Here is a 24,150-nt window from a genome sequence, read left to right on the forward strand (position 1 = left end):
ACGAGATAACAAAAAAGATGTTAAGATAATAAAGTCGCTTCAGAGAGGCGCTAAAGATTGAACCTTGAAAACTGAACAAAACAAGACAAAACGTCAACGTTAATTCTTGTAAGAACCGAGTTCTTACAAAGTTGCTAATACTATAATTAGCAAATGAGCAAATCAAACTTCTATCGGAGAGTTTGATCCTGGCTCAGGACGAACGCTGGCGGCGTGCCTAATACATGCAAGTCGAGCGGACTGATGGGAGCTTGCTCCCTGAAGTCAGCGGCGGACGGGTGAGTAACACGTGGGTAACCTGCCTGTAAGACTGGGATAACTCCGGGAAACCGGGGCTAATACCGGATAGTTCTTTTCCCCGCATGGGGGATGGTGGAAAGGCGGCTTCGGCTGCCACTTACAGATGGACCCGCGGCGCATTAGCTAGTTGGTGAGGTAACGGCTCACCAAGGCGACGATGCGTAGCCGACCTGAGAGGGTGATCGGCCACACTGGGACTGAGACACGGCCCAGACTCCTACGGGAGGCAGCAGTAGGGAATCTTCCGCAATGGACGAAAGTCTGACGGAGCAACGCCGCGTGAGTGATGAAGGTTTTCGGATCGTAAAGCTCTGTTGTTAGGGAAGAACAAGTGCCGTTCGAATAGGGCGGCACCTTGACGGTACCTAACCAGAAAGCCACGGCTAACTACGTGCCAGCAGCCGCGGTAATACGTAGGTGGCAAGCGTTGTCCGGAATTATTGGGCGTAAAGCGCGCGCAGGCGGTCTCTTAAGTCTGATGTGAAAGCCCACGGCTCAACCGTGGAGGGTCATTGGAAACTGGGGGACTTGAGTGCAGAAGAGGAAAGTGGAATTCCACGTGTAGCGGTGAAATGCGTAGATATGTGGAGGAACACCAGTGGCGAAGGCGACTTTCTGGTCTGTAACTGACGCTGAGGCGCGAAAGCGTGGGGAGCAAACAGGATTAGATACCCTGGTAGTCCACGCCGTAAACGATGAGTGCTAAGTGTTAGAGGGTTTCCGCCCTTTAGTGCTGCAGCTAACGCATTAAGCACTCCGCCTGGGGAGTACGGTCGCAAGACTGAAACTCAAAGGAATTGACGGGGGCCCGCACAAGCGGTGGAGCATGTGGTTTAATTCGAAGCAACGCGAAGAACCTTACCAGGTCTTGACATCCTCTGACAACCCTAGAGATAGGGCTTTCCCCTTCGGGGGACAGAGTGACAGGTGGTGCATGGTTGTCGTCAGCTCGTGTCGTGAGATGTTGGGTTAAGTCCCGCAACGAGCGCAACCCTTGATCTTAGTTGCCAGCATTCAGTTGGGCACTCTAAGATGACTGCCGGTGACAAACCGGAGGAAGGTGGGGATGACGTCAAATCATCATGCCCCTTATGACCTGGGCTACACACGTGCTACAATGGACGGTACAAAGGGCAGCGAGACCGCGAGGTTCAGCAAATCCCATAAAACCGTTCTCAGTTCGGATTGCAGGCTGCAACTCGCCTGCATGAAGCTGGAATCGCTAGTAATCGCGGATCAGCATGCCGCGGTGAATACGTTCCCGGGCCTTGTACACACCGCCCGTCACACCACGAGAGTTTGTAACACCCGAAGTCGGTGAGGTAACCTTTTGGAGCCAGCCGCCTAAGGTGGGACAGATGATTGGGGTGAAGTCGTAACAAGGTAGCCGTATCGGAAGGTGCGGCTGGATCACCTCCTTTCTAAGGATATATGAGACGTGACGATTTGATTTTGTTTTGTTCAGTTTTGATGGTTTAACCATCAAACCATTGTTCTTTGAAAACTAGATAAAGATATATGAAGAAAGTCAAGAAAGAACCGAGAATTCGCCATTTTAGGATATCTCTTATGAGATATTTCATTAAAACTAAGGTGAAGGAGAAGCGAGGAGTGCAAGGCGCCGAGTTTCTGAGCAGCGGATTGTACCTTAACAGTACATGAGCAGCGGAAGAAACGAAGGCAACGCCGCAATCCGAAGCTTATCGTTCGCCGACGGTTAAGTTAGAAAGGGCGCACGGTGGATGCCTTGGCACTAGGAGCCGATGAAGGACGGGACTAACACCGATATGCTTCGGGGAGCTGTAAGTAAGCTTTGATCCGGAGATTTCCGAATGGGGGAACCCGCTGCACGTAATGGTGCAGTATCCATATCTGAATACATAGGGTATGGAAGGCAGACCCGGGGAACTGAAACATCTAAGTACCCGGAGGAAGAGAAAGCAAACGCGATTCCCTGAGTAGCGGCGAGCGAAACGGGATTAGCCCAAACCAAGAGGCTTGCCTCTTGGGGTTGTAGGACACTCTATACGGAGTTACAAAGGAACGAAGTAGACGAAGAAGTCTGGAAAGGCTCGTCACAGAAGGTAACAACCCTGTAGTCGAAACTTCGTTCCCTCTTGAGTGGATCCTGAGTACGGCGGGACACGAGAAATCCCGTCGGAAGCTGGGAGGACCATCTCCCAAGGCTAAATACTCCCTAGTGACCGATAGTGAACCAGTACCGTGAGGGAAAGGTGAAAAGCACCCCGGAAGGGGAGTGAAATAGAACCTGAAACCGTGTGCCTACAAGTAGTCAGAGCCCGTTAACGGGTGATGGCGTGCCTTTTGTAGAATGAACCGGCGAGTTACGATCCCATGCAAGGTTAAGTCGGAAAGACGGAGCCGCAGCGAAAGCGAGTCTGAACAGGGCGAATGAGTATGTGGTCGTAGACCCGAAACCAGGTGATCTACCCATGTCCAGGGTGAAGTTCAGGTAACACTGAATGGAGGCCCGAACCCACGCACGTTGAAAAGTGCGGGGATGAGGTGTGGGTAGCGGAGAAATTCCAATCGAACTTGGAGATAGCTGGTTCTCTCCGAAATAGCTTTAGGGCTAGCCTCATGTAGTAAGAGTCTTGGAGGTAGAGCACTGTTTGGACTAGGGGCCCTCATCGGGTTACCGAATTCAGACAAACTCCGAATGCCAAAGACTTATCCATGGGAGTCAGACTGCGAGTGATAAGATCCGTAGTCGAAAGGGAAACAGCCCAGACCACCAGCTAAGGTCCCAAAGTATACGTTAAGTGGAAAAGGATGTGGAGTTGCTTAGACAACCAGGATGTTGGCTTAGAAGCAGCCACCATTTAAAGAGTGCGTAATAGCTCACTGGTCGAGTGACTCTGCGCCGAAAATGTACCGGGGCTAAACGTATCACCGAAGCTGTGGATTGACACCGTCTGGTGTCAGTGGTAGGAGAGCGTTCTAAGGGCTGTGAAGCTGGACCGTAAGGACTGGTGGAGCGCTTAGAAGTGAGAATGCCGGTATGAGTAGCGAAAGACAGGTGAGAATCCTGTCCACCGAATGCCTAAGGTTTCCTGAGGAAGGCTCGTCCGCTCAGGGTTAGTCGGGACCTAAGCCGAGGCCGAAAGGCGTAGGCGATGGATAACAGGTTGATATTCCTGTACCACCTCTTTTCCGTTTGAGTGATGGGGGGACGCAGGAGGATAGGGTAAGCGCGCTGCTGGATATGCGCGTCTAAGCAGTTAGGCTGGTGATGAGGCAAATCCCGTCACCGTTAAGGCTGAGCTGTGACAGCGAGGGAAATATAGTACCGAAGTTCCTGATTCCACACTGCCAAGAAAAGCCTCTAGCGAGGAAAAAGGTGCCCGTACCGCAAACCGACACAGGTAGGCGAGGAGAGAATCCTAAGGTGAGCGAGAGAACTCTCGTTAAGGAACTCGGCAAAATGACCCCGTAACTTCGGGAGAAGGGGTGCTCTGGTAGGGTGCAAGCCCGAGAGAGCCGCAGTGAATAGGCCCAGGCGACTGTTTAGCAAAAACACAGGTCTCTGCGAAGCCGTAAGGCGAAGTATAGGGGCTGACGCCTGCCCGGTGCTGGAAGGTTAAGGGGAGTGCTTAGCGCAAGCGAAGGTGCGAACCGAAGCCCCAGTAAACGGCGGCCGTAACTATAACGGTCCTAAGGTAGCGAAATTCCTTGTCGGGTAAGTTCCGACCCGCACGAAAGGCGCAACGATCTGGGCACTGTCTCAACGAGAGACTCGGTGAAATTATAGTACCTGTGAAGATGCAGGTTACCCGCGACAGGACGGAAAGACCCCGTGGAGCTTTACTGTAGCCTGATATTGAATTTTGGCACAGCTTGTACAGGATAGGTAGGAGCCTTGGAAACCGGAGCGCCAGCTTCGGTGGAGGCGTCGGTGGGATACTACCCTGGCTGTGTTGAACTTCTAACCCGCGCCCCTGATCGGGGTGGGAGACAGTGTCAGGTGGGCAGTTTGACTGGGGCGGTCGCCTCCTAAAGAGTAACGGAGGCGCCCAAAGGTTCCCTCAGAATGGTTGGAAATCATTCGCAGAGTGTAAAGGCACAAGGGAGCTTGACTGCGAGACCTACAAGTCGAGCAGGGACGAAAGTCGGGCTTAGTGATCCGGTGGTTCCGCATGGAAGGGCCATCGCTCAACGGATAAAAGCTACCCCGGGGATAACAGGCTTATCTCCCCCAAGAGTCCACATCGACGGGGAGGTTTGGCACCTCGATGTCGGCTCATCGCATCCTGGGGCTGTAGTCGGTCCCAAGGGTTGGGCTGTTCGCCCATTAAAGCGGTACGCGAGCTGGGTTCAGAACGTCGTGAGACAGTTCGGTCCCTATCCGTCGTGGGCGCAGGAAATTTGAGAGGAGCTGTCCTTAGTACGAGAGGACCGGGATGGACGCACCGCTGGTGTACCAGTTGTCTTGCCAAAGGCATCGCTGGGTAGCTATGTGCGGAAGGGATAAGTGCTGAAAGCATCTAAGCATGAAGCCCCCCTCGAGATGAGATTTCCCATCACTTTATGTGAGTAAGATCCCTGAAAGATGATCAGGTAGATAGGTCTGAGGTGGAAGCGTGGCGACACGTGCAGCTGACAGATACTAATCGATCGAGGACTTAACCACGTTAAAAAGCGCAGGCGGCTTGACCAGAGGCGACAGGCGTTAGACAGCGAACAGATGAGGGCGTTCTTTGCCCTCGGCTGGTTGATGGCTAATGACCCCGAGCCTCTAGCCGCCGGAGCTGGATTGCAAAATAGCGAACTCGGAATACTTTCTTTTCTTCATACCTTTATCTAGTTTTGAGTGAATAATTTTTTAAAAGAATTTCAAAAAAACACTTGAAAAAATTATAAAACTCGCTATAATAGAACTTGTCCTTAAAAAAGACATTGTCTGGTGACTACGGCGAAGAGGTCACACCCGTTCCCATGCCGAACACGGAAGTTAAGCTCTTCAGCGCCGATGGTAGTTGGGGGATCTCCCCCTGTGAGAGTAGGACGTCGCCAGGCTGAATTATTCCGCAGTAGCTCAGTGGTAGAGCTATCGGCTGTTAACCGATCGGTCGCAGGTTCGAATCCTGCCTGCGGAGCCAATATGGAGAGCTGTCCGAGTGGCCGAAGGAGCACGATTGGAAATCGTGTAGGCGGGTAACCCTGTCTCAAGGGTTCAAATCCCTTGCTCTCCGCCATTATATCTTAACTGGCCCCTTGGTCAAGCGGTTAAGACACCGCCCTTTCACGGCGGTAACACGGGTTCGAATCCCGTAGGGGTCACCAAGCTTTTTTACGAAGCGAAGCGGAGTAAAATAAGCATCCTTAAAGAAACACCTTGAAACTTAATTCGGAGGATTAGCTCAGCTGGGAGAGCATCTGCCTTACAAGCAGAGGGTCGGCGGTTCGATCCCGTCATCCTCCACCACGATTTTTTACGAAGCAAAGCGAAGTAAAATAATCTACCAAAAAGTAAGTAAAGCATTATTATCATCGTCGCGGGGTGGAGCAGTTCGGTAGCTCGTCGGGCTCATAACCCGAAGGTCGCAGGTTCAAATCCTGCCCCCGCAATACCATGGTCCGGTAGTTCAGTTGGTTAGAATGCCTGCCTGTCACGCAGGAGGTCGCGGGTTCGAGTCCCGTCCGGACCGCCATTTTTAAAAAAATCTTAGTCTAAACTAAGAGGGTTTCGATTCGCAGCTTAGCGGAAGCCGAAACTATTAAGGCTCAGTAGCTCAGTTGGTAGAGCAATGGACTGAAAATCCATGTGTCGGCGGTTCGATTCCGTCCTGAGCCACCATTTTCCTGAAGTGCCGGTGTAGCTCAACTGGTAGAGCAACTGACTTGTAATCAGTAGGTTGGGGGTTCAAGTCCTCTTGCCGGCACCATCGAGAATATTTGGAGGGGTAGCGAAGTGGCTAAACGCGGCGGACTGTAAATCCGCTCCTTCGGGTTCGGCAGTTCGAATCTGCCCCCCTCCACCATTTAATGAATATAGGGGTATAGTTTAAAGGTAGAACAGAGGTCTCCAAAACCTCCGGTGTGGGTTCGATTCCTACTACCCCTGCCAATTTATCTTGTGGCGATTGTGGCGAAGTGGTTAACGCATCGGATTGTGGTTCCGACATTCGTGGGTTCGATTCCCATCAGTCGCCCCATAAGTTTTCACCAATTTGCTCTTAGTGCATATATTATATCAATGGGCTATAGCCAAGCGGTAAGGCATCGCACTTTGACTGCGACATGCGTTGGTTCGAATCCAGCTAGCCCAGCCAATCTTGCGGAAGTAGTTCAGTGGTAGAACACCACCTTGCCAAGGTGGGGGTCGCGGGTTCGAATCCCGTCTTCCGCTCCATTGTTGGCGGCATAGCCAAGTGGTAAGGCAGAGGTCTGCAAAACCTCTATCACCGGTTCAAATCCGGTTGCCGCCTCCAAACAACACTTGCCGGTGTGGCGGAATTGGCAGACGCGCACGACTCAAAATCGTGTTCCTTCTGGAGTGCCGGTTCGACCCCGGCCACCGGTACCATATGTATATTGCGGGTGTAGTTTAGTGGTAAAACCTCAGCCTTCCAAGCTGATGATGAGGGTTCGATTCCCTTCACCCGCTCCATACATACAAACTCAAACCTTTCTCAACATGAGAAAGGTTTTTTTGTGGTTTATTTTATTACTTATATAGTGCCTGGAATGAAAACCATTAATATAATCTCTTCATCCTTGGACAAAAAACCTCATATTCCGGGAAGTGACTGTCACCAATAGTCACTTCTTCACTAATCACAATTTTGCTCCTTCTTTGTCAATTTAGTATACCTTTTTAAGAAAGCGCTTCCATTATACTTTAAGAAAGTAATGATATTAGGCGGTGATACCGGTGGAGACAAAGATTGAGACAGGGCCTGTGAGTCCTGAGATACAGATCAAGACGCCATCCAAGAGAAAGACAAGGTACAAGAGGATATTATCCTATGCAGCCTTCGTAGGGCCTGCGCTGTTGTTTTTCCTGGTGATTCAGATCGTTCCCTTTCTAATGGGGCTTTATTATTCTTTTACTTCGTGGAACGGAGTCAGTTCGGTCGTTGAATGGGTAGGGATTGAAAATTATAAGAAAATCTTTTCGGATGATCCTGCCTTTTTCAATTCATTCATGTTTACAACGAAATTCATGTTTGCAGCTGTCATTATTAGTAACTTAATAGGATTTAGTTTTGCGCTGCTTTTGAATGCCGCCTTAAAAACTCGGAATATATTAAGAACGGTGTTTTTTATACCAAATGTCATCGGTGGTTTATTGCTCGGATTCATCTGGCAGTTCATCTTCGTCAAAGGGTTTGCTTCAATTGGGAACATGACGGATATCGGATTTTTTAAAATGCCGTGGCTTGGGGATGAAACAACTGCCTTCTGGGGTATTGTGATCGTCTTTGCCTGGCAGATCAGCGGCTATATGATGGTCATCTATGTAGCAGCTCTGCAAGGGGTCGACAATAACCTGCTAGAGGCAGCAAAAATTGATGGGGCTTCAAGCTGGGCTGTTCTCACCAAGATCATTATTCCGTTGATCTTGCCGGCATTCACCATCTGTTTCTTCCTGACCATCTCAATGGCCTTCAAGATCTTTGATTTGAATATATCCCTGACAGGCGGAGGACCATTCAACTCGACTCAATCAGTAGCCATAAACATTTATCAGGAAGCGTTCCAAAATAACCGTTACGGCTTGGGGACAGCGAAATCCATCCTTTTCTTTGTTGTCGTAGCCATCTTTACTACTGCTCAGGTAATGCTGACAAAGAAGAAGGAGGTTGAGGCATAATGGGCAGCCGCTATACGAAAAAGACATTTGTTCTTGAGATTATTGGAATTACAGTAGGGCTCATTTTCCTTATACCTTTCTACTTTGTGCTGATTAACTCCGTAAAGCCATTTGCGGCCATCCTAATTGATTCGGCAGCATGGCCGGAAGAATTCCTGTTCTCTAACTACTCAAAGGTTTGGGATATCATCAACTTCCCTAGAGCCTTCTGGAACTCACTGATTATAACTGTGTTCAGCAACCTGGGATTGGTCATCATCAGCTCAATGGCCGCATGGAAGATGGTGCGGACACCTGGCAAGGTAAGCAAGATCTTATTCATCTTTTTTGTATCTGCAATGGTGATTCCCTTCCAGACGGTGATGATCCCGCTTATGAAGCTGGGAGGGGCGTTGCACCTGACTAACAGTATACCGGGGCTGATCATCATGTACTTCGGTTTCGGTGTTCCATTATCACTGTTCCTATATCACGGCTTTGTGAAAACCGTGCCGGTGGAAATCGAGGAATCGGCGATGATCGATGGAGCCAGCCAGTTTGGGGTATTCTGGAGAATTGTTTTTCCTCTCCTCAAGCCGATTACAGTCACTGTTATCATTTTAAACACCTTATGGATTTGGAATGATTATCTGCTTCCGCTGCTTGTATTGCAGGACGCTGAACTGAGAACAATTCCATTGGCAGCCAGCTCCTTCTTTGCTCAATATACGAAGCAATGGGATATGGGACTGGCGGCATTGGTTCTTGGAATAACGCCAATTATCATCTTCTTCCTATTTTTGCAAAAGCATATCATTAAGGGAATCGCTGCAGGATCTATTAAGTAGATATAAAGTTCCTGGTAATCTACAGGAATTTATATAAAATAATATTAAGTACCAGGGAGGTCAAACCATTTATGAAACGTTTTCTGCTTTTATGTATGTCTTTAGTTTTTGTATTCGGTATAGTTTCCGGATGCTCCTCTTCTGAAAATAGTTCAGGAAATTCAGAAGGAAACACGGACTCAGGGGATGAAGTGGTGACACTTAACTTCTTCCAGTTCAAAGTTGAAATTGCTGATCAGCTTGCGGAAATGATCAAAGAATTCGAAGCTGAGCATCCAAACATCAAGGTTAAGCTTGAAACGGTCGGCGGCGGTGCCGATTACGGTGCAGCGCTTAAGGCTAAGTTCGCTTCTGGTGAAGAGCCGGATATATTCAATAACGGTGGATTCAAAGAGTTGGAACTTTGGAAGGAAAAGCTGGCTGACCTGTCAGGAGAGCCTTGGGTGGAACACGTTCTTCCGATTGGTAAAGTACCGATGACGGATACAGACGGCAAACTGTATGGTATGCCGGTTAACCTTGAAGGCTATGGATTTGTTTATAACAAAGATTTATTTGAAAAAGCGGGGATCACTGAGCCGCCTGCAACAATCGATGAATTGAAAGATGCGTCGGAAAAATTAAAATCTGCGGGTATCACACCTTTCTCTGCCGGATATGGCGAGTGGTGGGTAATTGGACAGCATCTGCTTAACATCCCATTTGCTCAGCAAGATGATCCTGTTGCCTATATCGAAGGCCTTTATGACGGATCTGAAAAGATTGTTGGAAATGAGAAGTTTGAGCAGTTCAAGGAAGTACTTGATACTGAGTTGAAATATGCAAATGATAATCCATTGACAACAGATTATAACACTCAAGTCACTCTGTTTGCTTCTGGTGAAACAGCTATGCTTCAGCAAGGTAACTGGACTGAAAACATGATTACTGAAATCAATCCGGACATCAATATGGGCTTCCTGCCGATTCCGATAAGCAATGATGAAAGCAGTGCTGACCGTTTGCCGGTCGGAGTACCGAACAACTGGGTATTGAATAAGAATTCCGAGCATTTGGAAGAAGCGAAAACATTCTTGGAGTGGATGGTTTCTTCGGAAACGGGTAAACGCTACATCACTGAAGAGTTTGCGTTCGTTCCGGCATTCGATAACATTGAACCGGCAGGTCTTGGTGACTTAGGGCAGTCAATCCTTGAGTATTCAAAAGAGGAAAAGACCATTCCTTGGACTTGGTTCAGATGGCCGGACGGAGCGAACAAGGAATTTGCAGCGGCTATCCAGGAATATGCTGCAGGAAAAATCGATTATGACACCCTGCTTGAGAGATTCCAAACTACTTGGGATAATCTGAAGTAAGGAATAGTTTCATAGAGAGAGCATGTCTTTCACAGACATGCTTTCTATTTATATCCTTGACAGAAACCACAAAAAAACGCTTTCATTAATGAGGTTATACACTCTATACTAGTGTATATGAGAAACTTGGGGGATCACCTTTATGTTAAAGAACAGTATCCGGAACAAGCTGATCGTCTTGTTAATGATCACCACCATCATTCCATTTGGAAGTTCAATCATCATTACATATTTATACACGAAAAATTCGATAGAGGAAGAAGTCGTCCAGGAAAGCAGCAACCTGCTCTATCAAGGCAAAGTAAATCTGGAAAACTATATTAATGAGTTAAATAGTTTGACTATATCTCTATATAACAACCCTGACTTCATCAATTATTTAAGATCCCCGGGGAATGAGAGTAATTACCTGACCATTGGTATTGTCAAGAACGTTGTGCAAACGATTCTCTACACGGAAGATACGATAAACGAGGTCAGCATTTCTTTCGCGGAAGATGACCGGGTGATTTCTGCTACGAAACATTCAACGGTAGTTTTTTCAACCAGAAATAAAGAGAAAATGCTTGATGTTTTTATGAGAGCCAAACGGAGCCCATATAACATGTATATCGAGCCTGCCCCCGCCCAGCAGGAGAATGGCTGGAAAAAATCAAGAAATATCGTCACCATCCATCGAGCCTTTACAAACGTTCCGGATGATGAAGTACTCTCCTATATTTCAATGGAGATATCACCAGAAAAGATTTTGGACTTGAGCAGGAATTTATATAACGCTGAAACTGAAGAGTTCTACCTGCTTACTTCCGAAGGAGAGATGATTTACAGCTCCAACAGTAACATCACCCGCAAACAGAAAAGCCAGGACTGGATCCCGGAAATCGTCGAAGCTCAAGAAGCATCCGGCACACTCGAATGGAAAGAGGATTCTTTTAATGGAGTAATGATGTATGACCGTCTCTCTCCATCTGCAGGCGGCTGGATTTTAGTGAAAAGGGTCTCCTATGCCAACCTGTACGAGAGTGCTTTCAGCGTAGCAAAGATCAATATCTTGTTCGGGATTGTAGGTCTGTCGCTTGTCATTCTGTCCATATTGTTCGTATCGTTCAAAATCACTTCCCCGATCCGGGTGCTTCTCCATAATATCCAGCAGGTGGAAAAAGGCGATATGAAAATTGAGTCCCAATCTTTTGGAACGGATGAAATCGGGCTCCTTGGTTCCCGGTTCCAGCTAATGATCGGAAGAATCAATCATCTGATCAACAGGGAATATAAATTGGAACTGGAGAATAAGACAAACCAGCTGAAGGTTCTGCAGTCACAGATCAACCCGCACTTTCTTTATAATGCCTTGCAGTCAATCGGGACCATTGCCTTGAAAAATAAAGTCCCGCAAATCTATACCCTGATTACTCATCTCTCCAAAATCATGAGATATGGGATGGATATGGAGGAAGATATCGTTCCGCTCAGTAAAGAAATTAATTATACCCGGGCTTATCTTCTTTTACAGAAGGAGCGGTTTGGAGAACACCTGGAATATTCAATTGAAGTTGAAGAGGAGATCAGGGAAGCACAGGTGCCCAAAATGCTGCTGCAGCCGGTTATAGAGAATTATTTTAAACATGGATTTGATATCAGGGATGGGATAGGAAGGCTGACCCTCAAATGTTTCGGGGAGTCGGGGGACCTGGTCATCACTGTTGAAGATAACGGCGCAGGGGTAACGAAGGAAAGGCTCGAGGAAATCCATGACCATTTTAACACTGACTCCAGGAATAAGACAGGTGACAATACGAGTATTGGATTAAAGAATGTGTATGTCCGTCTGAAACTTTACTATGAACAGGAGGCAAGCCTCGAATTACAGAATATAGAAGACGGAGGCTTTATTGTCACAATGAGGCTGCCGGTAAGGATGGAGGGGGAAACTTTTGAAAGCAATCATAATTGATGATGAAAAGCATGTCAGAGAAGGGCTGATTTTGCTTGCCGATTGGGAACAGCATGGAATTCATACAATTTTGGAAGCAGAGGACGGGGAGGAAGCCATCGAACTGATTAAGGAACATCGGCCGGAAATCATATTTACTGATATGAGGATGCCCCGCAGAGATGGAATCAGCCTGTTGAAATGGCTTCATTCATGCGAGCTTCATAGTAAAACAATCGTTGTGAGCGGCCATGATGACTATGAATATATGAGAAATGCTCTCTATTATAAGAGTTTTGATTATATTTTGAAGCCGATTGAACCTGAATTGTTGAATGAAGCACTTGGGAAAGCCGTCAGTGAGTGGATGGAACAGGCACGTACAAGGAAAAGTCAAGTCAAAGAAAGCCAGGTCCTCAATGAGGTGAAGCCCCTTTACTGGGACCGCTTGTTCTCCAAGCTTTGCCATACGGGAGCTTTGCCACCAGCAGCAGAAGACAGGTTCAGGAGTGAATTTGGTGTATCCTTATCCGAAAAGGAAGTGAGAATCGCGGTAATTCCCATATGGCCGCTGGTGATAAAGGCGTTTCAGTCTGAAGTGGAATTGGCTTTCTTCACACTTAGCAATATTGCGAATGAACTCTTAAGGAAAAATAATGAAGGTGTCTGTTTTCAGAACATTAACAATGAAGAGGAACTTGTCATTTTAATATGGAATGAGCAAAACGCTCCACTGCTGCTTCATGATATCCATGCAGCAATCTATCAATACAGCAAAGCTCAGCCCATCATGGCCCTTGGGATGAGATCTTCCAATATCAAAGAGGCATACAACTCTTCCCATCAAATAGTAAGAAAACATGACCTTATGAAAGCTAAGAAAGTGGTGACGGCCAAGGATATAGCTGGCAGCCCGCTTTTGCACCTGCTTGATTATTCCAATGACTTGAAGTGGGCTCTGAGTACTGGAAGCATGAAACAAATAGAATCACAAATCAACCGTCTCTTCAACTTGCTGGAAGAAGAATTCATCATCTCTTTGGAACAAATTGAAGCATGGGAAAGTCAATTTGAATTATTGAAGAATAATTGGTTAAAAGAATACGAAATGAATAGTGATACGGAACTGCCGCAGCGGCAGGATTACTGGAAGGAAGATGGTGCTTTTTCTCTCCAAAAATTCAAAAAGGAGAAATTGGGAGAATTTAAGGAACTGGTCAACCTTTTGTCACAAGCAAAATATCAGAAAGAGAAAAACAGTATGCAGAGGATTGAAGAGTACCTGCAAAAAAATTATCAGGAGGATATTACTCTTCAGGAGATTGCCGACAGGTTCTATCTTAGCAGGGAATATATATCGAGGAAATTCAAGCAGGACTATGATGCAACCATTACAGATTACCTGACGGGCATCAGGATGGAAAAAGCCAAAAAACTGCTGGGGAATCCATATTTGAAAATTTATGAAGTGGCCTATGGAGTGGGTTACCAAAACGAAAAATACTTCAGCAAAGTATTTAAAAAGGTAGAAGGAATTACGCCGAATGACTATAGGCAATCTCTTTCTGCAAAATCCTGACAATGGAGGTTATATCATGTTAAACGTTACAGTATGGAATGAAAACCGTCATGAACAAAAGAGTGAGAAAGTACGGGAAATCTATCCTGAGGGAATTCACGGGGCTATCGCTTCATTCTTGGGAGAGGAATCTTTCAATGTGAAGACCGCCACCCTCGATGAAGAGCAGCACGGCCTGACAGAAGAAGTGCTGGAAAAGACCGACGTCCTTTTATGGTGGGGACATATCGCACATGAAGAAGTATCTGATGAAGTGGTGGAGAGAGTAAGACAGCGCGTCCTGGATGGAATGGGTTTGATCGTCCTGCACTCCGGCCATTTTTCTAAGATTTTTAAAACATTGATGGGAACTTCCTGTGATCTTAAGTGGCGGGAGGCAAATGAGAAGGAGCGCATATGGATGGTCGATCCGAGTCATCCGATCACGGAAGGCCTTGGAGAGTATATTGAACTTGAAAGAGAAGAGATGTACGGAGAGCATTTTGATATTCCGGCTCCTGATGAGCTAGTGATGGTGAGCTGGTTCGAGGGAGGGGAAGTGTTCAGAAGCGGATGCACTTATAAGCGCGGCAACGGAAAAGTATTCTATTTCCGTCCAGGCCATGAAACCTATCCGACTTATTACAACAAGGAAGTCCAAAAAGTAATTTTGAATGCCGTGAAGTGGGCAGCCCCTGTGAATCGCGAAAGACCTGTCTATGGAAATGCAAAACCATTGGAAACCATTAAAGGATCGGAGGAAGAATCATGAAAAAGATTAAAATCGGTGTAATCGGTTGTGGAAGCATTGCTCAGCACCGCCATCTGCCTGAATATATGAATAATAAGTATGTGGAAATTGCGGCGGTCTGTGACATTGTTGAAGAACGGGTGCAGAAGGTGGCCGACCAGTATGGAGCCAGGGGCTATACACAATATGAGGAACTGCTTGCCAATGCAGATGTTGAGGCTGTCAGTATCTGTACCCCTAATTACCTGCATGCTCCTATCACAGTTGCGGCTTTGAAAGCAGGCAAGCATGTTCTGTGTGAAAAACCTATGGCCACATCTTCAGAAGAAGCACAGGAAATGATTCAGGCAGCGGAAGGAAGCGGGAAAAAACTGATGATTGCTCATAATCAGCGCTTTGTTCCTTCACACCAAAAGGCAAAAAAGTTAATCGAGAGCGGAGAGATCGGGAAAATCTACAGTTTCCGTTCAGCTTTTGGACACGGAGGACCGGAAGGCTGGAGTGCAGATGGCAAGGACAGCTGGTTCTTTAAGAAGAGTGAGGCGTTTATTGGCGCAATGGGTGACTTGGGTGTCCATAAAACAGATTTGCTGCGCTACATACTCGGTGAAGAATTTGCGGAGGTAGGCTCGTTCATAGAAACAACTGCAAAGGCAGATGCAGATGTAGATGATACAGCTGTCTGTGTGTTAAAAACAGAAAGCGGCATTATCGGGACTCTTGCAGCCAGCTGGTCGTATGTCTCGAAAGAAGACAATTCAACGATTATCTACGGGGAGAAGGCCATCCTGCGCCTTGAAGATGATCCTGTTCACTCTCTGATTGTTCAATACGCAACAGGGGAAGTGGTCAAGTATGAGCTTGGCGGTATCCAGACGAATGAAGAAGGCGGACAAAGGAATTCCCATGTCATCGAACAGTTTGTGGGTGCGATTGTGAATGATACTGAACCGGCTGTTACGGGGGACGAAGGGATGAAATCTCTGCAGGTCGTACTGGCCGCCCTGGAATCAAACGAAACTAAACGAATTGTAAAAATCGACTGAGGTGCTTTCAACATGACAAAACTCCGGATGGGATTGATTGGCGTCGGCGGGATTGCCCAGTCACGCCACATTCCTGCCTATAAACAATTATCTGAAATCGTTTCAATCGAAGCAGTCAGTGACATCAACTTCAAAACAGCAGAAGACGCGGCTGCCGAGTTTGGGATACCAAAAGTGTTCGCTGATTACCATGAAATGTTTTCCCATGTGGATGCAGTGACGGTCTGTACACCGAACAAGTTTCATGCGGAGATTTCAATCGCCGCACTGAAAGCGGGTGTTCATGTATTCTGTGAAAAACCAATGGCGATGGCACCTGCAGAATGCCAGGAAATGATCAATGCGGCAGAAGAGTCTGGCAAAACCTTGAGTATTGCCTATCATTACAGGTTCATGAAAGAGTGCCAGGCAGCGAAAAAACTGATTGACCAGAACGAAATTGGAGAACCGATCGTGGCAAGAGCCAGAGCAGTCCGCAGACGAAAAGTTCCCGGATGGGGAGTGTTTACGAATAAAGAACTTCAAGGCGGAGGAAGCCTGATTGACTACGGCTGCCATTTCCTTGATTTATCCTTGTGGCTGCTGGGGAATCCGACCCCAGTCGAGGTTACGGGCACCACCTATAACAAACTCAGTAAAATACAAGATGAAGTCAATATGTGGGGGGACTTTGACAGGGAAACCTTCGAAGTGGATGACCACGTAACTGCCTATATTAAGTTTGATAACGGGGCATCCTTGTTATTTGAAACTTCCTGGAGCGCCAATGTGAAGAGCGACGAAGAAGTGATGAGCATCTCGGGCCTCTCTGGAGGGCTTGATTTGTTTCCCCTTCATATAAACCAAAGAAAACATGGTATGCTTCTGAGCAGTAATGCCGATTGGGTGCCAGGAGAAGATAATCCGGGTGTTCCGCAGGCAGAGAACTTCATCAAAAGCTGCCTGGGTCTTGAAGAACTTGTTGTCAAACCGGAAGAAGCAATGAAAGTATCGCAGATCATCGATGCAATATACCAAAGCAGTGAAAAGGGTCAAAGCATCCGGCTGCAGTAGGAGGAAGCGTTTATGAAATTAGGTGTATTTACCGTTCTGTTTTCACAGAAAGACTTTGAAGATATGCTGGATTATGTAAAAGAAGCGGGGCTTAGTGCTGTTGAAATCGGAACAGGGGGGTATCCGGGAAATGCTCACTGTGACTTGGATGCTCTTTTGGAAAGTGAAGAAAAGAGAGAGGCTTATTTAAACAAAGTGACATCCCGGGGGTTATCCATCAGTGCATTCAGCTGTCATGGTAATCCAATTTCTCCCGATAAGGAGTTTGCTGAAGAGTCCCATCTCGCGTTAGAAAAAACGATCAGGCTTGCCGGTTTGATGGATGTTCCTGTTGTCAATTGCTTCTCGGGCACAGCCGGAGATCATGAAGGGGCAAAACATCCAAATTGGCCGGTTTCTCCTTGGCCTAACGAATATGGCGATATATTAAAGTGGCAGTGGGAAGAAAAGTTGATTCCCTATTGGAAGAAGATGGGTAAGTTGGCTGAAGAAAACAATGTGAAAATCGGCCTGGAACTTCACGGAGGGTTCCTTGTACACACTCCATATACAATGTTGAAGCTGCGTGAAGAAACCTGTGAGGCAATCGGGGCCAACCTGGATCCAAGTCACTTATGGTGGCAGGGGATTGATCCTGTCGCGGCTATCAAGATCCTTGGCAAGGCAGGGGCCATTCACCACTTCCATGCAAAGGACACATATATCGACCAGGACAATGTCAACATGTACGGCCTGACAGATATGCAGCCATACGGAAACATCCAGACGAGAGCATGGTCTTTCCGCTCGGTCGGCTGCGGCCACAGCATGCAGGAATGGTCTGACATGATGAGCGCACTGCGGACTTTCGGATATGATTACGTTGTCAGCATAGAACACGAAGATCCAATTATGTCCATTGAAGAAGGATTCTCTCGTGCGGTGAAAAACTTGAAATCCATTTTAATTGAAGAACAACCAGCGGATATGTGGTGGGTGTGAGTACAGTTTATTGGGAAAGGAGATCCTGCAGGGTCTCTTTTTCTGGTTTGAGGGGTATTACACCTAGAGCAGCATACAAAAAAGCAGAAACCCAAATGGTCTCTGCTAAACATTGATTTATCCTTCCGAAATTGAAAAGCGGCCCTCTCCGCCATGAATGGAGATAAACATATCCATAAGGGATTTTGTCAGCATTTCACTATCCTCCAGCGAAAGGGATGGTTTTAAAAAGATTATCTGCACTGCATTTTGGGTTTCTTCTCCAACAGGAGCTTTTGAAGAGTCGACAAACGGGCTGCCAAATGGGCCTTCATTGTCACAGGCAACAATCAGATTTTCCAGCGAGTTTTCCCGTCCGTTCAGCCCTGTATATGTTTCACCTTCTGAACCAAGTCTAAGTTCAATACGATCACCCTTCAGCTTATCCAGGTCATAAATGCCGATCGGTACTTCGTATTGAAGTGAAAAGAAGTTGTTTAAATCTATGGCAGAATTTATTGTTTGCAGGTAGTTCTGCTTTTTGATTCTGCGGTATAGTGCCTCAGCGGAATGACGATATCGATTTGGGTCTTTTCCGACTGATTTGAAAATCTCTCTCCACTGAGCAACCCCGTCAATCTCTGTAACAGGTTTTTCCTGAAGGTCAAAGAAAATTGATTCTTGAAACAGCTGCAGTCTTCCTTTCAGCATTTGGGGTGAGGCTCCGACTTCTATACCTTTATAGTGTATAAATCCGACTTTAAAGCCGTCCACTTTGGCTGCAATTTCCGGGCTTATTGAAATTTCCACTAATTTTCCCTCCACATTTATTTTAAAATAGTTTATCATAATACACGGCTATATTTCATAGAAGAGAATTTGATGATTTAAAGTATATACCGAGGAAGAGTTACTACCTTGACCTTGATATTTAAAATGAATACATTAGCTTTGCTTATAAAGAAAGAGTGACCTAAATCTAATAGTTAGCAATTCTATATAATTGATTGGAGCGGAAGGTGTGCGACCTCCTGCGGGATTAGCGGGACAGGTGAGACCCCGGAGGCAAAGCCGAGGAGGCTCACCGCCCGCCCCGCGGAGTCGCCCACCTGGAGCGGAAATCGTTTTTTTAGAAAGGAGGAGAGAGCAATGGATTTCGATCAACTGAAGCAGGACATTATTGAATACAGTAAAGAAATTGGCATTGATAAAATCGGTTTTACTACAGCCGATACATTTTCCGAAATGAAGAATCGGCTGCTTCGGCAGGAAATGCTGGGCTATCAATCCGGCTTTGAGGAAAAAGATATAGAAAAACGTGTGGACCCTTCACTGATATTCGATGGGCCGAAATCAATCATCGCGATTGCTCTCGCCTACCCTTCAAGAATGAAGAACGCTCCCCAAAGCAAAAAAGGAGAACGCAGAGGGATTTTCTGCAGGGCTTCATGGGGAACGGATTATCATGATGTTTTAAGAGACCGTTTGGCCAAGCTGGAAGACTACATCAGATCAAGAGTCCCGGAAGCTCAGTTCAAATCCATGGTCGATACGGGAGAACTTGTCGACAGGGCGGTTGCACAACGTGCGGGTATAGGCTGGAGCGGAAAGAACTGTGCGATTATTACTCCGGAGTTCGGATCCTATGTATATCTCGGCGAGATGATCACCAATCTGCCGTTTGCACCCGATGAGCCGATGGAGGACCAGTGCGGCACATGCAATAAGTGTGTGGATGTCTGCCCGACTGGAGCGCTGGTTGAGGGCGGACAACTCAATGCTCAGCGCTGCATAGCTTTTTTAACTCAGACAAAAGGTTTCCTGCCTGATGAATTCAGGGCCAAACTTGGCAACAGGTTATATGGATGTGATACCTGCCAAACAGTCTGTCCTGAAAATAAAGGGAAAGACTTTCATAATCACTGGGAAATGGAACCCGATCCTGAAATCGCCAAGCCCTTGCTGAAACCACTATTGACGATCAGCAACCGGGATTTCAAAGAAAAGTACGGTCATGTGTCAGGTTCATGGAGAGGGAAAAAGCCGATTCAAAGAAATGCGATAATCGCTTTAGCTCACTATAAAGATGAAACAGCGCTTCCCGATCTCATCTCTGTGATGGAGAACGATGTAAGACCTGTAATCAGAGGAACTGCTGCCTGGGCTTTGGGCAAAATCGGGGGAGCTGAAGCTGAAGAGGCACTTCAAAAGATTCTTGCAAAAGAAAAGGATGAAGATGTGATATCTGAGGTCAATAAAGGCTTGGAAATGATATCAACACAATGAAAAACAGTTAAAGCTGTCATGCTTTGGCTGTTTTTATTTTTAAAATAACCAAGTCATTTGTTTTGTATTTTGGCTGACACTTCTGCTAGAATCAAATGAACTATTTGGAAAAAACTGAAAGTGTCGGACAGGAAGGAAGTTAAGGAACGATGATTCAACAACCAACAGGCAGGGAACGGATCGGTTTGGCATTTCTTCTTGGAATGCTCGGAATTCTCGGCCCCCTCAATATTGATATGTATTTACCAAGTTTTCCAGGTATCGCGGAAGACTTGGCTGCAACAGCTTCACAGGTTCAGCTCAGTTTGACAAGCTGTTTGATCGGACTGGCTGCGGGGCAGATAGTAGTAGGCCCGGTCAGCGATGCAAAGGGACGGAGGAGCCCTTTACTGCTGTTTATCTTTTTGTTCGCACTGGCTTCGATTTTATGTGCAGTCGCCCCTAATATTACGATCCTCATAGCTGCCCGCTTCTTACAGGGGTTTACAGCTTCAGCAGGAGTTGTGCTTTCCAGGGCCGTTGTCCGTGACATCTTCAGCGGGAGGGAATTGACCAAGTTCTTCGCTCTCCTTATGGTCATAAATGCGACAGCACCACTGATTGCTCCTATCGCAGGAGGAGCCATACTGCTGCTCCCTTTTGCAACATGGAACACGATATTCTTTTTTCTTGGACTGCTTGGATTTATCATTGTTGCAGTCATCGCAATGAAACTGAAGGAGACGCTGCCTGAAGAAAAGCGAATTCCAAGTTCACTCGGAAGTTCCGTCCGCACCATCGGCAGTCTATTAACAGACCGGGCATTTATCGGCTACGCTTTGACAGTTGGCTTGATTCATGGCGGAAGTTTTGCTTATGTATCTGGGACACCGTTCGTATATCAAGGGATTTATGGGGTATCTCCCCAGGTCTTCAGTATATTATTCGGGATAAATGGTCTGGCAATTATTACTGGAAGTTTTATCATAGGCAGATTGGGAGGAATCATTCATGAAAGAAAGCTGCTTAGAGCCGCAGTTATCATCGCAGTAAGCGCAACGGCATTTCTGCTGCTCATGACGATTACCGAAGGACCGCTTGCCGCTGTCGTCATCCCGATTTTCATCTACATGACTTCCATGGGGATGGTCCTGACAAGTACCTTTACACTGGCGATGGAACATCAGGGACATCGCGCGGGAAGTGCCAGTGCCGTGCTGGGGATGCTGCCGCTGGTCGTTGGATCGATTGTGTCGCCACTTGTCGGCATTGATGAAACCACAGCTGTCCCGATGGGGGCGGTTTTGTTTATTTCAGCTTCTTTAGGGGCGGTTGCATTTTTCACCTTAACAGGTGCAAGAAAAGGGCTGGCTCTTAATTTAAATGCAAAAAGGAACTGATAACTTCTTAAAGACCATAAGGGAACAGGCACAATTTTGTGCCTGTTTTTTAATTAACTGGAAAAGAAAGTATTTACATTTGATGGAAGACATGATATATTTTGATTGATTAATCAATCAATTTTATAAGAGAGGATAAATAAGTATGTCTGAACATCTATCCATGAGTGAAAAAAAGAAACTCAAAAGACAAGGAATTCTACGGGCGGCAATCAAGATATTCAGTGAAAACGGATTTGCAGAAACGACAATTGCAGCGATTGCTAAAGAAGCAGGTGTCAGTTTTGGAACGGTTTTCACTTATTTTGAAACAAAAGAGACCTTATATGAGGCAGCAATTCTGGAGCCGCTGGAAGAGATAAAGCCATTTTTCTATGAGGTGGAAACCCGGTTTCAGGGAACACCAATAGAAGCAATCAGGCAAATGATTGATTTCCATGTTGACCTGTTTTCTGAACGAAGTGAATTTTTGCGCCTTATTCAACAGGTGCTCGGAAGGCCTGACCGCTTTCCAAAACTGTTTGAGGAACTCGATCATTTTGTGGACACCTTTGTGGAAAGTATTACTCCTGTAATTGAAAAAGGACAGGGGCAAGAGGTTTTTTATGATGAATCCCCTGCTTTAATAGCGCAATCCTACTTATCGATTTTGAATGGGATGAGGCTTACGTTCATCGATGAACCGACTCACTCTATTTGGCCAGCTTTGACCATCCAGGCACTGCGGTTATTCGGACCCGTTACAACAAAATAAGGAGGAATCACTTATGAAATTGAAAGACATTCATCCTAATATTAAACTCCGGCTGGGCATGCAGTTTTTAGGAGGGCTTATTTCAATGGCAGTCATTCCTTTTCTGGCCATTTATTTTGCGCAAAAAATTGGTGCGGCAGTGACTGGCATCATCCTGGTGCTGATCGTCATCAGCGGAGTTGCCGGCGGTTTCATAGGGGGCCATATTTCTGATAAAATCGGGCGAAGGAAAATCATGATTTATTCTGAAATTGGTGTACTGATTTCTTATCTTCTGATTGCTGTCTGTAATTCTCCCTGGTTTGACCTGCCCTATGTATCAGCTGGATTATTCATTATCAATATGTTCTCAGGGGGGATGTTTCAGCCTGCAGCGCAAGCCATGATTATTGATGTCACTGATTCCGCATCAAGAAAACTTGTGTTCACCATTAGTTATTGGCTGGGCAACCTTGCTACCGCCATCGGGGGGATAATAGGAGCCTTCCTCTTCAAAACTTATTTATTCGAACTTTTTATCGGAGTTTCAGCCATTTCCCTGCTTTCGGTACTCGTAACCGTATTCTTCATCACAGAAACCTACACACCCAATCCTTCACCAGTCAAATCTAAGGAAAAAAACACTTCATCTTCAATGCTCCAGGAATATGCTGCCGTTATGAAAGATAAACTTTTTATGTTCTATATAGCGGGGGCCGTATTGGTTCTTTCTTTGGAACAGTCGTTAACCAACTATGTCGGTATCCGGTTGGAAAGAGACATTCCGGAACAGTCCGCTTCCTTCTTGGGGATGGATTTCATGCTTGATGGCACTAAGGTGCTCGGTTTTCTGCGGACGGAAAATACAGTATTGGTGGTCATACTTTCAGCGGCTGTCCTGGTTCTCTTTAAAAAATGGAAAGACCGCTCGACCCTTGTGACAGGCATGTTTGTCTTTTCCGTTTGCTTCAGCGTCTTCGCTTTTACCAACAATATTTGGTTCTTGTTCATTGCGATGTTCATCGGAACAGTCGGGGAGCTCATGTATGTTCCGATTAAACAGGCAATGATAGGCGATTTGGCCCCATCTCATGCAAGAAGTACGTATATGGCATTTTATAGTTTGACTTTCTATGGGGCGATGATTGTAGCTTCATTATTGATCATTGCCGGTGAATGGATCCACCCTGTTTCAATGGGCGCAATATTGCTTGTTTTGGGGCTGACAGGCACATCGCTTTACTCAATTATTATGAAAAGACTTGAAAAGACAGATAATGAGACGGAAGCCAAAACAGCAGTTCCGTCTTGAGTTGATTTATGGATTTATTGCTGTTCTGGTTCAAGGTTTTCTGTACCTTCAACAGCAATTTGGTAGGCATCAAGGATGGAGTCATAATCTTTTTCATTACCGATGCTTACAAGGTACTGCTCATTCCCTTCCTCCTCGACTTTCATCACAATTGTATGATTCGCAGCTTCTGACTTTAACATTGCGTAAGAATTGCCTTTCATTTCAAATAAGGCTTCTACCGAATATTGTTCCTGTTTACCATTTACATCTTCAATTGTAATGCTGTCTCTATACACATCATGCATCGTCTATTCCCCCAGTGATAGTTTTCCTGATTATCGTTTCCATTCAGATCAGGGTTCATGTGTGTAAGGGTGTAAAAAGAACAAACATATTTAAATTATTTGATTGGGTGGATGAACGGACATACTAAGATAAAATTTCAGTAAGGGGGGCGGATCGTTTTGAAGATTGACGATCAGGAAAGGAATCAGCTCAGTCAGGCAATCGATCAGTTATCGGAAGGACTGGACAGTTTTATTGAGCTGTATAATGAATCGGTGGAAGATAAGCCGCTTCTCCAGTTGACAGAAGCCAATGAAAGTCTATTGAGCAGAGCCATCATCAAGTTTGGCGGTGAAGAAGTCAATGCAAAGGTAAATAAGGTGATAGCTGAACTCCTTGAATGGCTGCCGCTCGATGATGTGGAATCCGGCGAGGATAATGAAGAAAGTGAAGAGGAAGAAACAGGGGACGAAGAGAGTTGAAGACCATGAAAAAGCAGAGAAAATGAAATGAATTTTCTCTGTTTTTTTAGGATTTCATCTGTTTCATTGAC

At 46.1% G+C, this 24,150-nt stretch carries 16 protein-coding genes, 16 tRNA genes and 3 rRNA genes; 33 read left to right on the forward strand and 2 right to left on the reverse strand.

All coding sequences use genetic code 11. From position 1 onward, the window contains the following. The first annotated feature begins 170 nt into the window (after positions 1–170). The 28 genes from ACOJQI_RS05140 to ACOJQI_RS05275 all read left to right on the forward strand — a co-directional run bounded on the left by ACOJQI_RS05140 (position 171) and on the right by ACOJQI_RS05275 (position 17,641). A 16S ribosomal RNA gene (locus ACOJQI_RS05140) occupies positions 171–1,721 on the forward strand. 294 nt (positions 1,722–2,015) lie between these two features. Next, positions 2,016–4,951: ribosomal RNA gene (locus tag ACOJQI_RS05145) — 23S ribosomal RNA — on the forward strand. Between the two features lie 269 nt (positions 4,952–5,220). Then, positions 5,221–5,337, forward strand: a 5S ribosomal RNA gene (rrf, locus tag ACOJQI_RS05150). The 16S, 23S and 5S rRNA genes sit together here with 16 tRNA genes alongside, the layout of an rRNA operon. A gap of 8 nt (positions 5,338–5,345) precedes the next feature. Beyond that, a tRNA-Asn gene (locus ACOJQI_RS05155) sits at positions 5,346–5,420 on the forward strand. A gap of 4 nt (positions 5,421–5,424) precedes the next feature. Beyond that, a tRNA-Ser gene (locus tag ACOJQI_RS05160) sits at positions 5,425–5,516 on the forward strand. Positions 5,517–5,529: 13 nt separating this feature from the next. Then, positions 5,530–5,604 (forward strand) — tRNA-Glu (locus ACOJQI_RS05165). A gap of 66 nt (positions 5,605–5,670) precedes the next feature. Then, a tRNA-Val gene (locus ACOJQI_RS05170) sits at positions 5,671–5,746 on the forward strand. Positions 5,747–5,815: 69 nt separating this feature from the next. Further along, positions 5,816–5,889, forward strand: a tRNA-Met gene (locus ACOJQI_RS05175). 6 nt (positions 5,890–5,895) lie between these two features. Next, positions 5,896–5,972: transfer RNA gene (locus tag ACOJQI_RS05180), tRNA-Asp, on the forward strand. A 70-nt stretch (positions 5,973–6,042) separates the two neighbouring features. Continuing rightward, positions 6,043–6,118: transfer RNA gene (locus ACOJQI_RS05185), tRNA-Phe, on the forward strand. A gap of 12 nt (positions 6,119–6,130) precedes the next feature. Further along, a tRNA-Thr gene (locus ACOJQI_RS05190) sits at positions 6,131–6,206 on the forward strand. 12 nt (positions 6,207–6,218) lie between these two features. Continuing rightward, positions 6,219–6,302 (forward strand) — tRNA-Tyr (locus ACOJQI_RS05195). Between the two features lie 12 nt (positions 6,303–6,314). Further along, positions 6,315–6,388: transfer RNA gene (locus ACOJQI_RS05200), tRNA-Trp, on the forward strand. Between the two features lie 12 nt (positions 6,389–6,400). After that, a tRNA-His gene (locus ACOJQI_RS05205) sits at positions 6,401–6,476 on the forward strand. Positions 6,477–6,518: 42 nt separating this feature from the next. Beyond that, positions 6,519–6,593 (forward strand) — tRNA-Gln (locus ACOJQI_RS05210). 5 nt (positions 6,594–6,598) lie between these two features. Beyond that, positions 6,599–6,673, forward strand: a tRNA-Gly gene (locus ACOJQI_RS05215). A gap of 5 nt (positions 6,674–6,678) precedes the next feature. Continuing rightward, positions 6,679–6,752 (forward strand) — tRNA-Cys (locus ACOJQI_RS05220). A gap of 10 nt (positions 6,753–6,762) precedes the next feature. After that, a tRNA-Leu gene (locus ACOJQI_RS05225) sits at positions 6,763–6,847 on the forward strand. Between the two features lie 10 nt (positions 6,848–6,857). Next, positions 6,858–6,931, forward strand: a tRNA-Gly gene (locus ACOJQI_RS05230). Between the two features lie 264 nt (positions 6,932–7,195). After that, positions 7,196–8,137, forward strand: coding sequence for a carbohydrate ABC transporter permease (locus ACOJQI_RS05235; protein ID WP_421383960.1), 942 nt, complete (start codon positions 7,196–7,198; stop codon positions 8,135–8,137). Then, positions 8,137–8,964, forward strand: coding sequence for a carbohydrate ABC transporter permease (locus tag ACOJQI_RS05240; protein ID WP_421383961.1), 828 nt, complete (start codon positions 8,137–8,139; stop codon positions 8,962–8,964). The genes ACOJQI_RS05235 and ACOJQI_RS05240 overlap by 1 nt, the downstream gene beginning before the upstream one ends. A gap of 71 nt (positions 8,965–9,035) precedes the next feature. Further along, positions 9,036–10,319 (forward strand): ABC transporter substrate-binding protein, encoded by a 1,284-nt coding sequence (locus ACOJQI_RS05245; protein WP_421383962.1) that lies wholly within the window; start codon positions 9,036–9,038, stop codon positions 10,317–10,319. 142 nt (positions 10,320–10,461) lie between these two features. Continuing rightward, positions 10,462–12,273 carry a sensor histidine kinase gene (locus ACOJQI_RS05250; RefSeq protein ID WP_421383963.1) on the forward strand — a complete coding sequence of 604 codons (1,812 nt, stop codon included), beginning with the start codon at positions 10,462–10,464 and terminating at the stop codon, positions 12,271–12,273. Beyond that, on the forward strand, positions 12,254–13,831 hold the full coding sequence (locus ACOJQI_RS05255; protein WP_421383964.1) for a response regulator transcription factor: 1,578 nt from the start codon (positions 12,254–12,256) through the stop codon (positions 13,829–13,831). The genes ACOJQI_RS05250 and ACOJQI_RS05255 overlap by 20 nt, the downstream gene beginning before the upstream one ends. Positions 13,832–13,847: 16 nt before the next feature. Next, positions 13,848–14,582, forward strand: a complete 735-nt coding sequence (locus tag ACOJQI_RS05260; RefSeq protein ID WP_421383965.1) for a ThuA domain-containing protein — start codon at positions 13,848–13,850, stop codon at positions 14,580–14,582. Beyond that, positions 14,579–15,607 (forward strand): Gfo/Idh/MocA family protein, encoded by a 1,029-nt coding sequence (locus ACOJQI_RS05265; protein WP_421383966.1) that lies wholly within the window; start codon positions 14,579–14,581, stop codon positions 15,605–15,607. Before ACOJQI_RS05260 ends, ACOJQI_RS05265 begins: the two co-directional genes overlap by 4 nt. Before the next feature lie 12 nt (positions 15,608–15,619). Beyond that, positions 15,620–16,660: a Gfo/Idh/MocA family protein gene (locus tag ACOJQI_RS05270; RefSeq protein ID WP_421383967.1), complete on the forward strand. Its 1,041-nt coding sequence runs from the start codon at positions 15,620–15,622 to the stop codon at positions 16,658–16,660. Positions 16,661–16,672: 12 nt separating this feature from the next. Next, positions 16,673–17,641, forward strand: coding sequence for a sugar phosphate isomerase/epimerase family protein (locus tag ACOJQI_RS05275; protein WP_421383968.1), 969 nt, complete (start codon positions 16,673–16,675; stop codon positions 17,639–17,641). Positions 17,642–17,758: 117 nt separating this feature from the next. Here ACOJQI_RS05275 and ACOJQI_RS05280 read toward each other — a convergent pair whose 3' ends face one another. After that, on the reverse strand, positions 17,759–18,430 hold the full coding sequence (locus tag ACOJQI_RS05280; protein ID WP_421383969.1) for a B3/4 domain-containing protein: 672 nt from the start codon (positions 18,428–18,430) through the stop codon (positions 17,759–17,761). A gap of 339 nt (positions 18,431–18,769) precedes the next feature. On the opposite strand from ACOJQI_RS05280, the gene queG reads away from it, so the two are divergent. From queG to ACOJQI_RS05300, 4 genes are all read left to right on the forward strand, one after another. Continuing rightward, entirely contained in the window at positions 18,770–19,906 is a 1,137-nt protein-coding gene (gene queG, locus ACOJQI_RS05285; protein WP_421383970.1) for a tRNA epoxyqueuosine(34) reductase QueG, read from the forward strand. 149 nt (positions 19,907–20,055) lie between these two features. Then, positions 20,056–21,285 carry a Bcr/CflA family efflux MFS transporter gene (locus ACOJQI_RS05290; protein WP_421383971.1) on the forward strand — a complete coding sequence of 410 codons (1,230 nt, stop codon included), beginning with the start codon at positions 20,056–20,058 and terminating at the stop codon, positions 21,283–21,285. 145 nt (positions 21,286–21,430) lie between these two features. Next, positions 21,431–22,039 (forward strand): TetR/AcrR family transcriptional regulator, encoded by a 609-nt coding sequence (locus ACOJQI_RS05295; protein WP_421383972.1) that lies wholly within the window; start codon positions 21,431–21,433, stop codon positions 22,037–22,039. 13 nt (positions 22,040–22,052) lie between these two features. Then, positions 22,053–23,330 carry an MDR family MFS transporter gene (locus tag ACOJQI_RS05300; RefSeq protein ID WP_421383973.1) on the forward strand — a complete coding sequence of 426 codons (1,278 nt, stop codon included), beginning with the start codon at positions 22,053–22,055 and terminating at the stop codon, positions 23,328–23,330. A gap of 14 nt (positions 23,331–23,344) precedes the next feature. On the opposite strand, the gene ACOJQI_RS05305 is transcribed toward ACOJQI_RS05300, so the two are convergent. Continuing rightward, a complete protein-coding gene (locus tag ACOJQI_RS05305) occupies positions 23,345–23,617 on the reverse strand; it encodes a DUF1292 domain-containing protein (protein WP_421383974.1) in 273 nt (90 codons plus the stop codon). A gap of 159 nt (positions 23,618–23,776) precedes the next feature. On the opposite strand from ACOJQI_RS05305, the gene ACOJQI_RS05310 reads away from it, so the two are divergent. Then, positions 23,777–24,079, forward strand: coding sequence for a protein mistic (locus ACOJQI_RS05310; protein ID WP_421383975.1), 303 nt, complete (start codon positions 23,777–23,779; stop codon positions 24,077–24,079). Positions 24,080–24,150: the final 71 nt, after the last annotated feature.

Source organism: Bacillus salacetis, assembly GCF_049177075.1.
Lineage (GTDB): Bacteria > Bacillota > Bacilli > Bacillales > Bacillaceae_B > Rossellomorea > Rossellomorea salacetis_A.

What these genes read in the sequence shown, in the direction of transcription:
- ACOJQI_RS05260 (WP_421383965.1), top strand. Translation starts at nt 13,848, where the DNA reads ATGTTAAACGTTACAGTATGGAATGAAAACCGTCATGAACAAAAGAGT.
- ACOJQI_RS05290 (WP_421383971.1), top strand. Translation starts at nt 20,056, where the DNA reads ATGATTCAACAACCAACAGGCAGGGAACGGATCGGTTTGGCATTTCTT.
- ACOJQI_RS05300 (WP_421383973.1), top strand. Translation starts at nt 22,053, where the DNA reads ATGAAATTGAAAGACATTCATCCTAATATTAAACTCCGGCTGGGCATG.
- ACOJQI_RS05305 (WP_421383974.1), bottom strand. Translation starts at nt 23,617, where the DNA reads ATGCATGATGTGTATAGAGACAGCATTACAATTGAAGATGTAAATGGT.
- ACOJQI_RS05275 (WP_421383968.1), top strand. Translation starts at nt 16,673, where the DNA reads ATGAAATTAGGTGTATTTACCGTTCTGTTTTCACAGAAAGACTTTGAA.
- ACOJQI_RS05245 (WP_421383962.1), top strand. Translation starts at nt 9,036, where the DNA reads ATGAAACGTTTTCTGCTTTTATGTATGTCTTTAGTTTTTGTATTCGGT.
- ACOJQI_RS05250 (WP_421383963.1), top strand. Translation starts at nt 10,462, where the DNA reads ATGTTAAAGAACAGTATCCGGAACAAGCTGATCGTCTTGTTAATGATC.
- ACOJQI_RS05270 (WP_421383967.1), top strand. Translation starts at nt 15,620, where the DNA reads ATGACAAAACTCCGGATGGGATTGATTGGCGTCGGCGGGATTGCCCAG.
- ACOJQI_RS05295 (WP_421383972.1), top strand. Translation starts at nt 21,431, where the DNA reads ATGTCTGAACATCTATCCATGAGTGAAAAAAAGAAACTCAAAAGACAA.
- queG (WP_421383970.1), top strand. Translation starts at nt 18,770, where the DNA reads ATGGATTTCGATCAACTGAAGCAGGACATTATTGAATACAGTAAAGAA.
- ACOJQI_RS05265 (WP_421383966.1), top strand. Translation starts at nt 14,579, where the DNA reads ATGAAAAAGATTAAAATCGGTGTAATCGGTTGTGGAAGCATTGCTCAG.
- ACOJQI_RS05240 (WP_421383961.1), top strand. Translation starts at nt 8,137, where the DNA reads ATGGGCAGCCGCTATACGAAAAAGACATTTGTTCTTGAGATTATTGGA.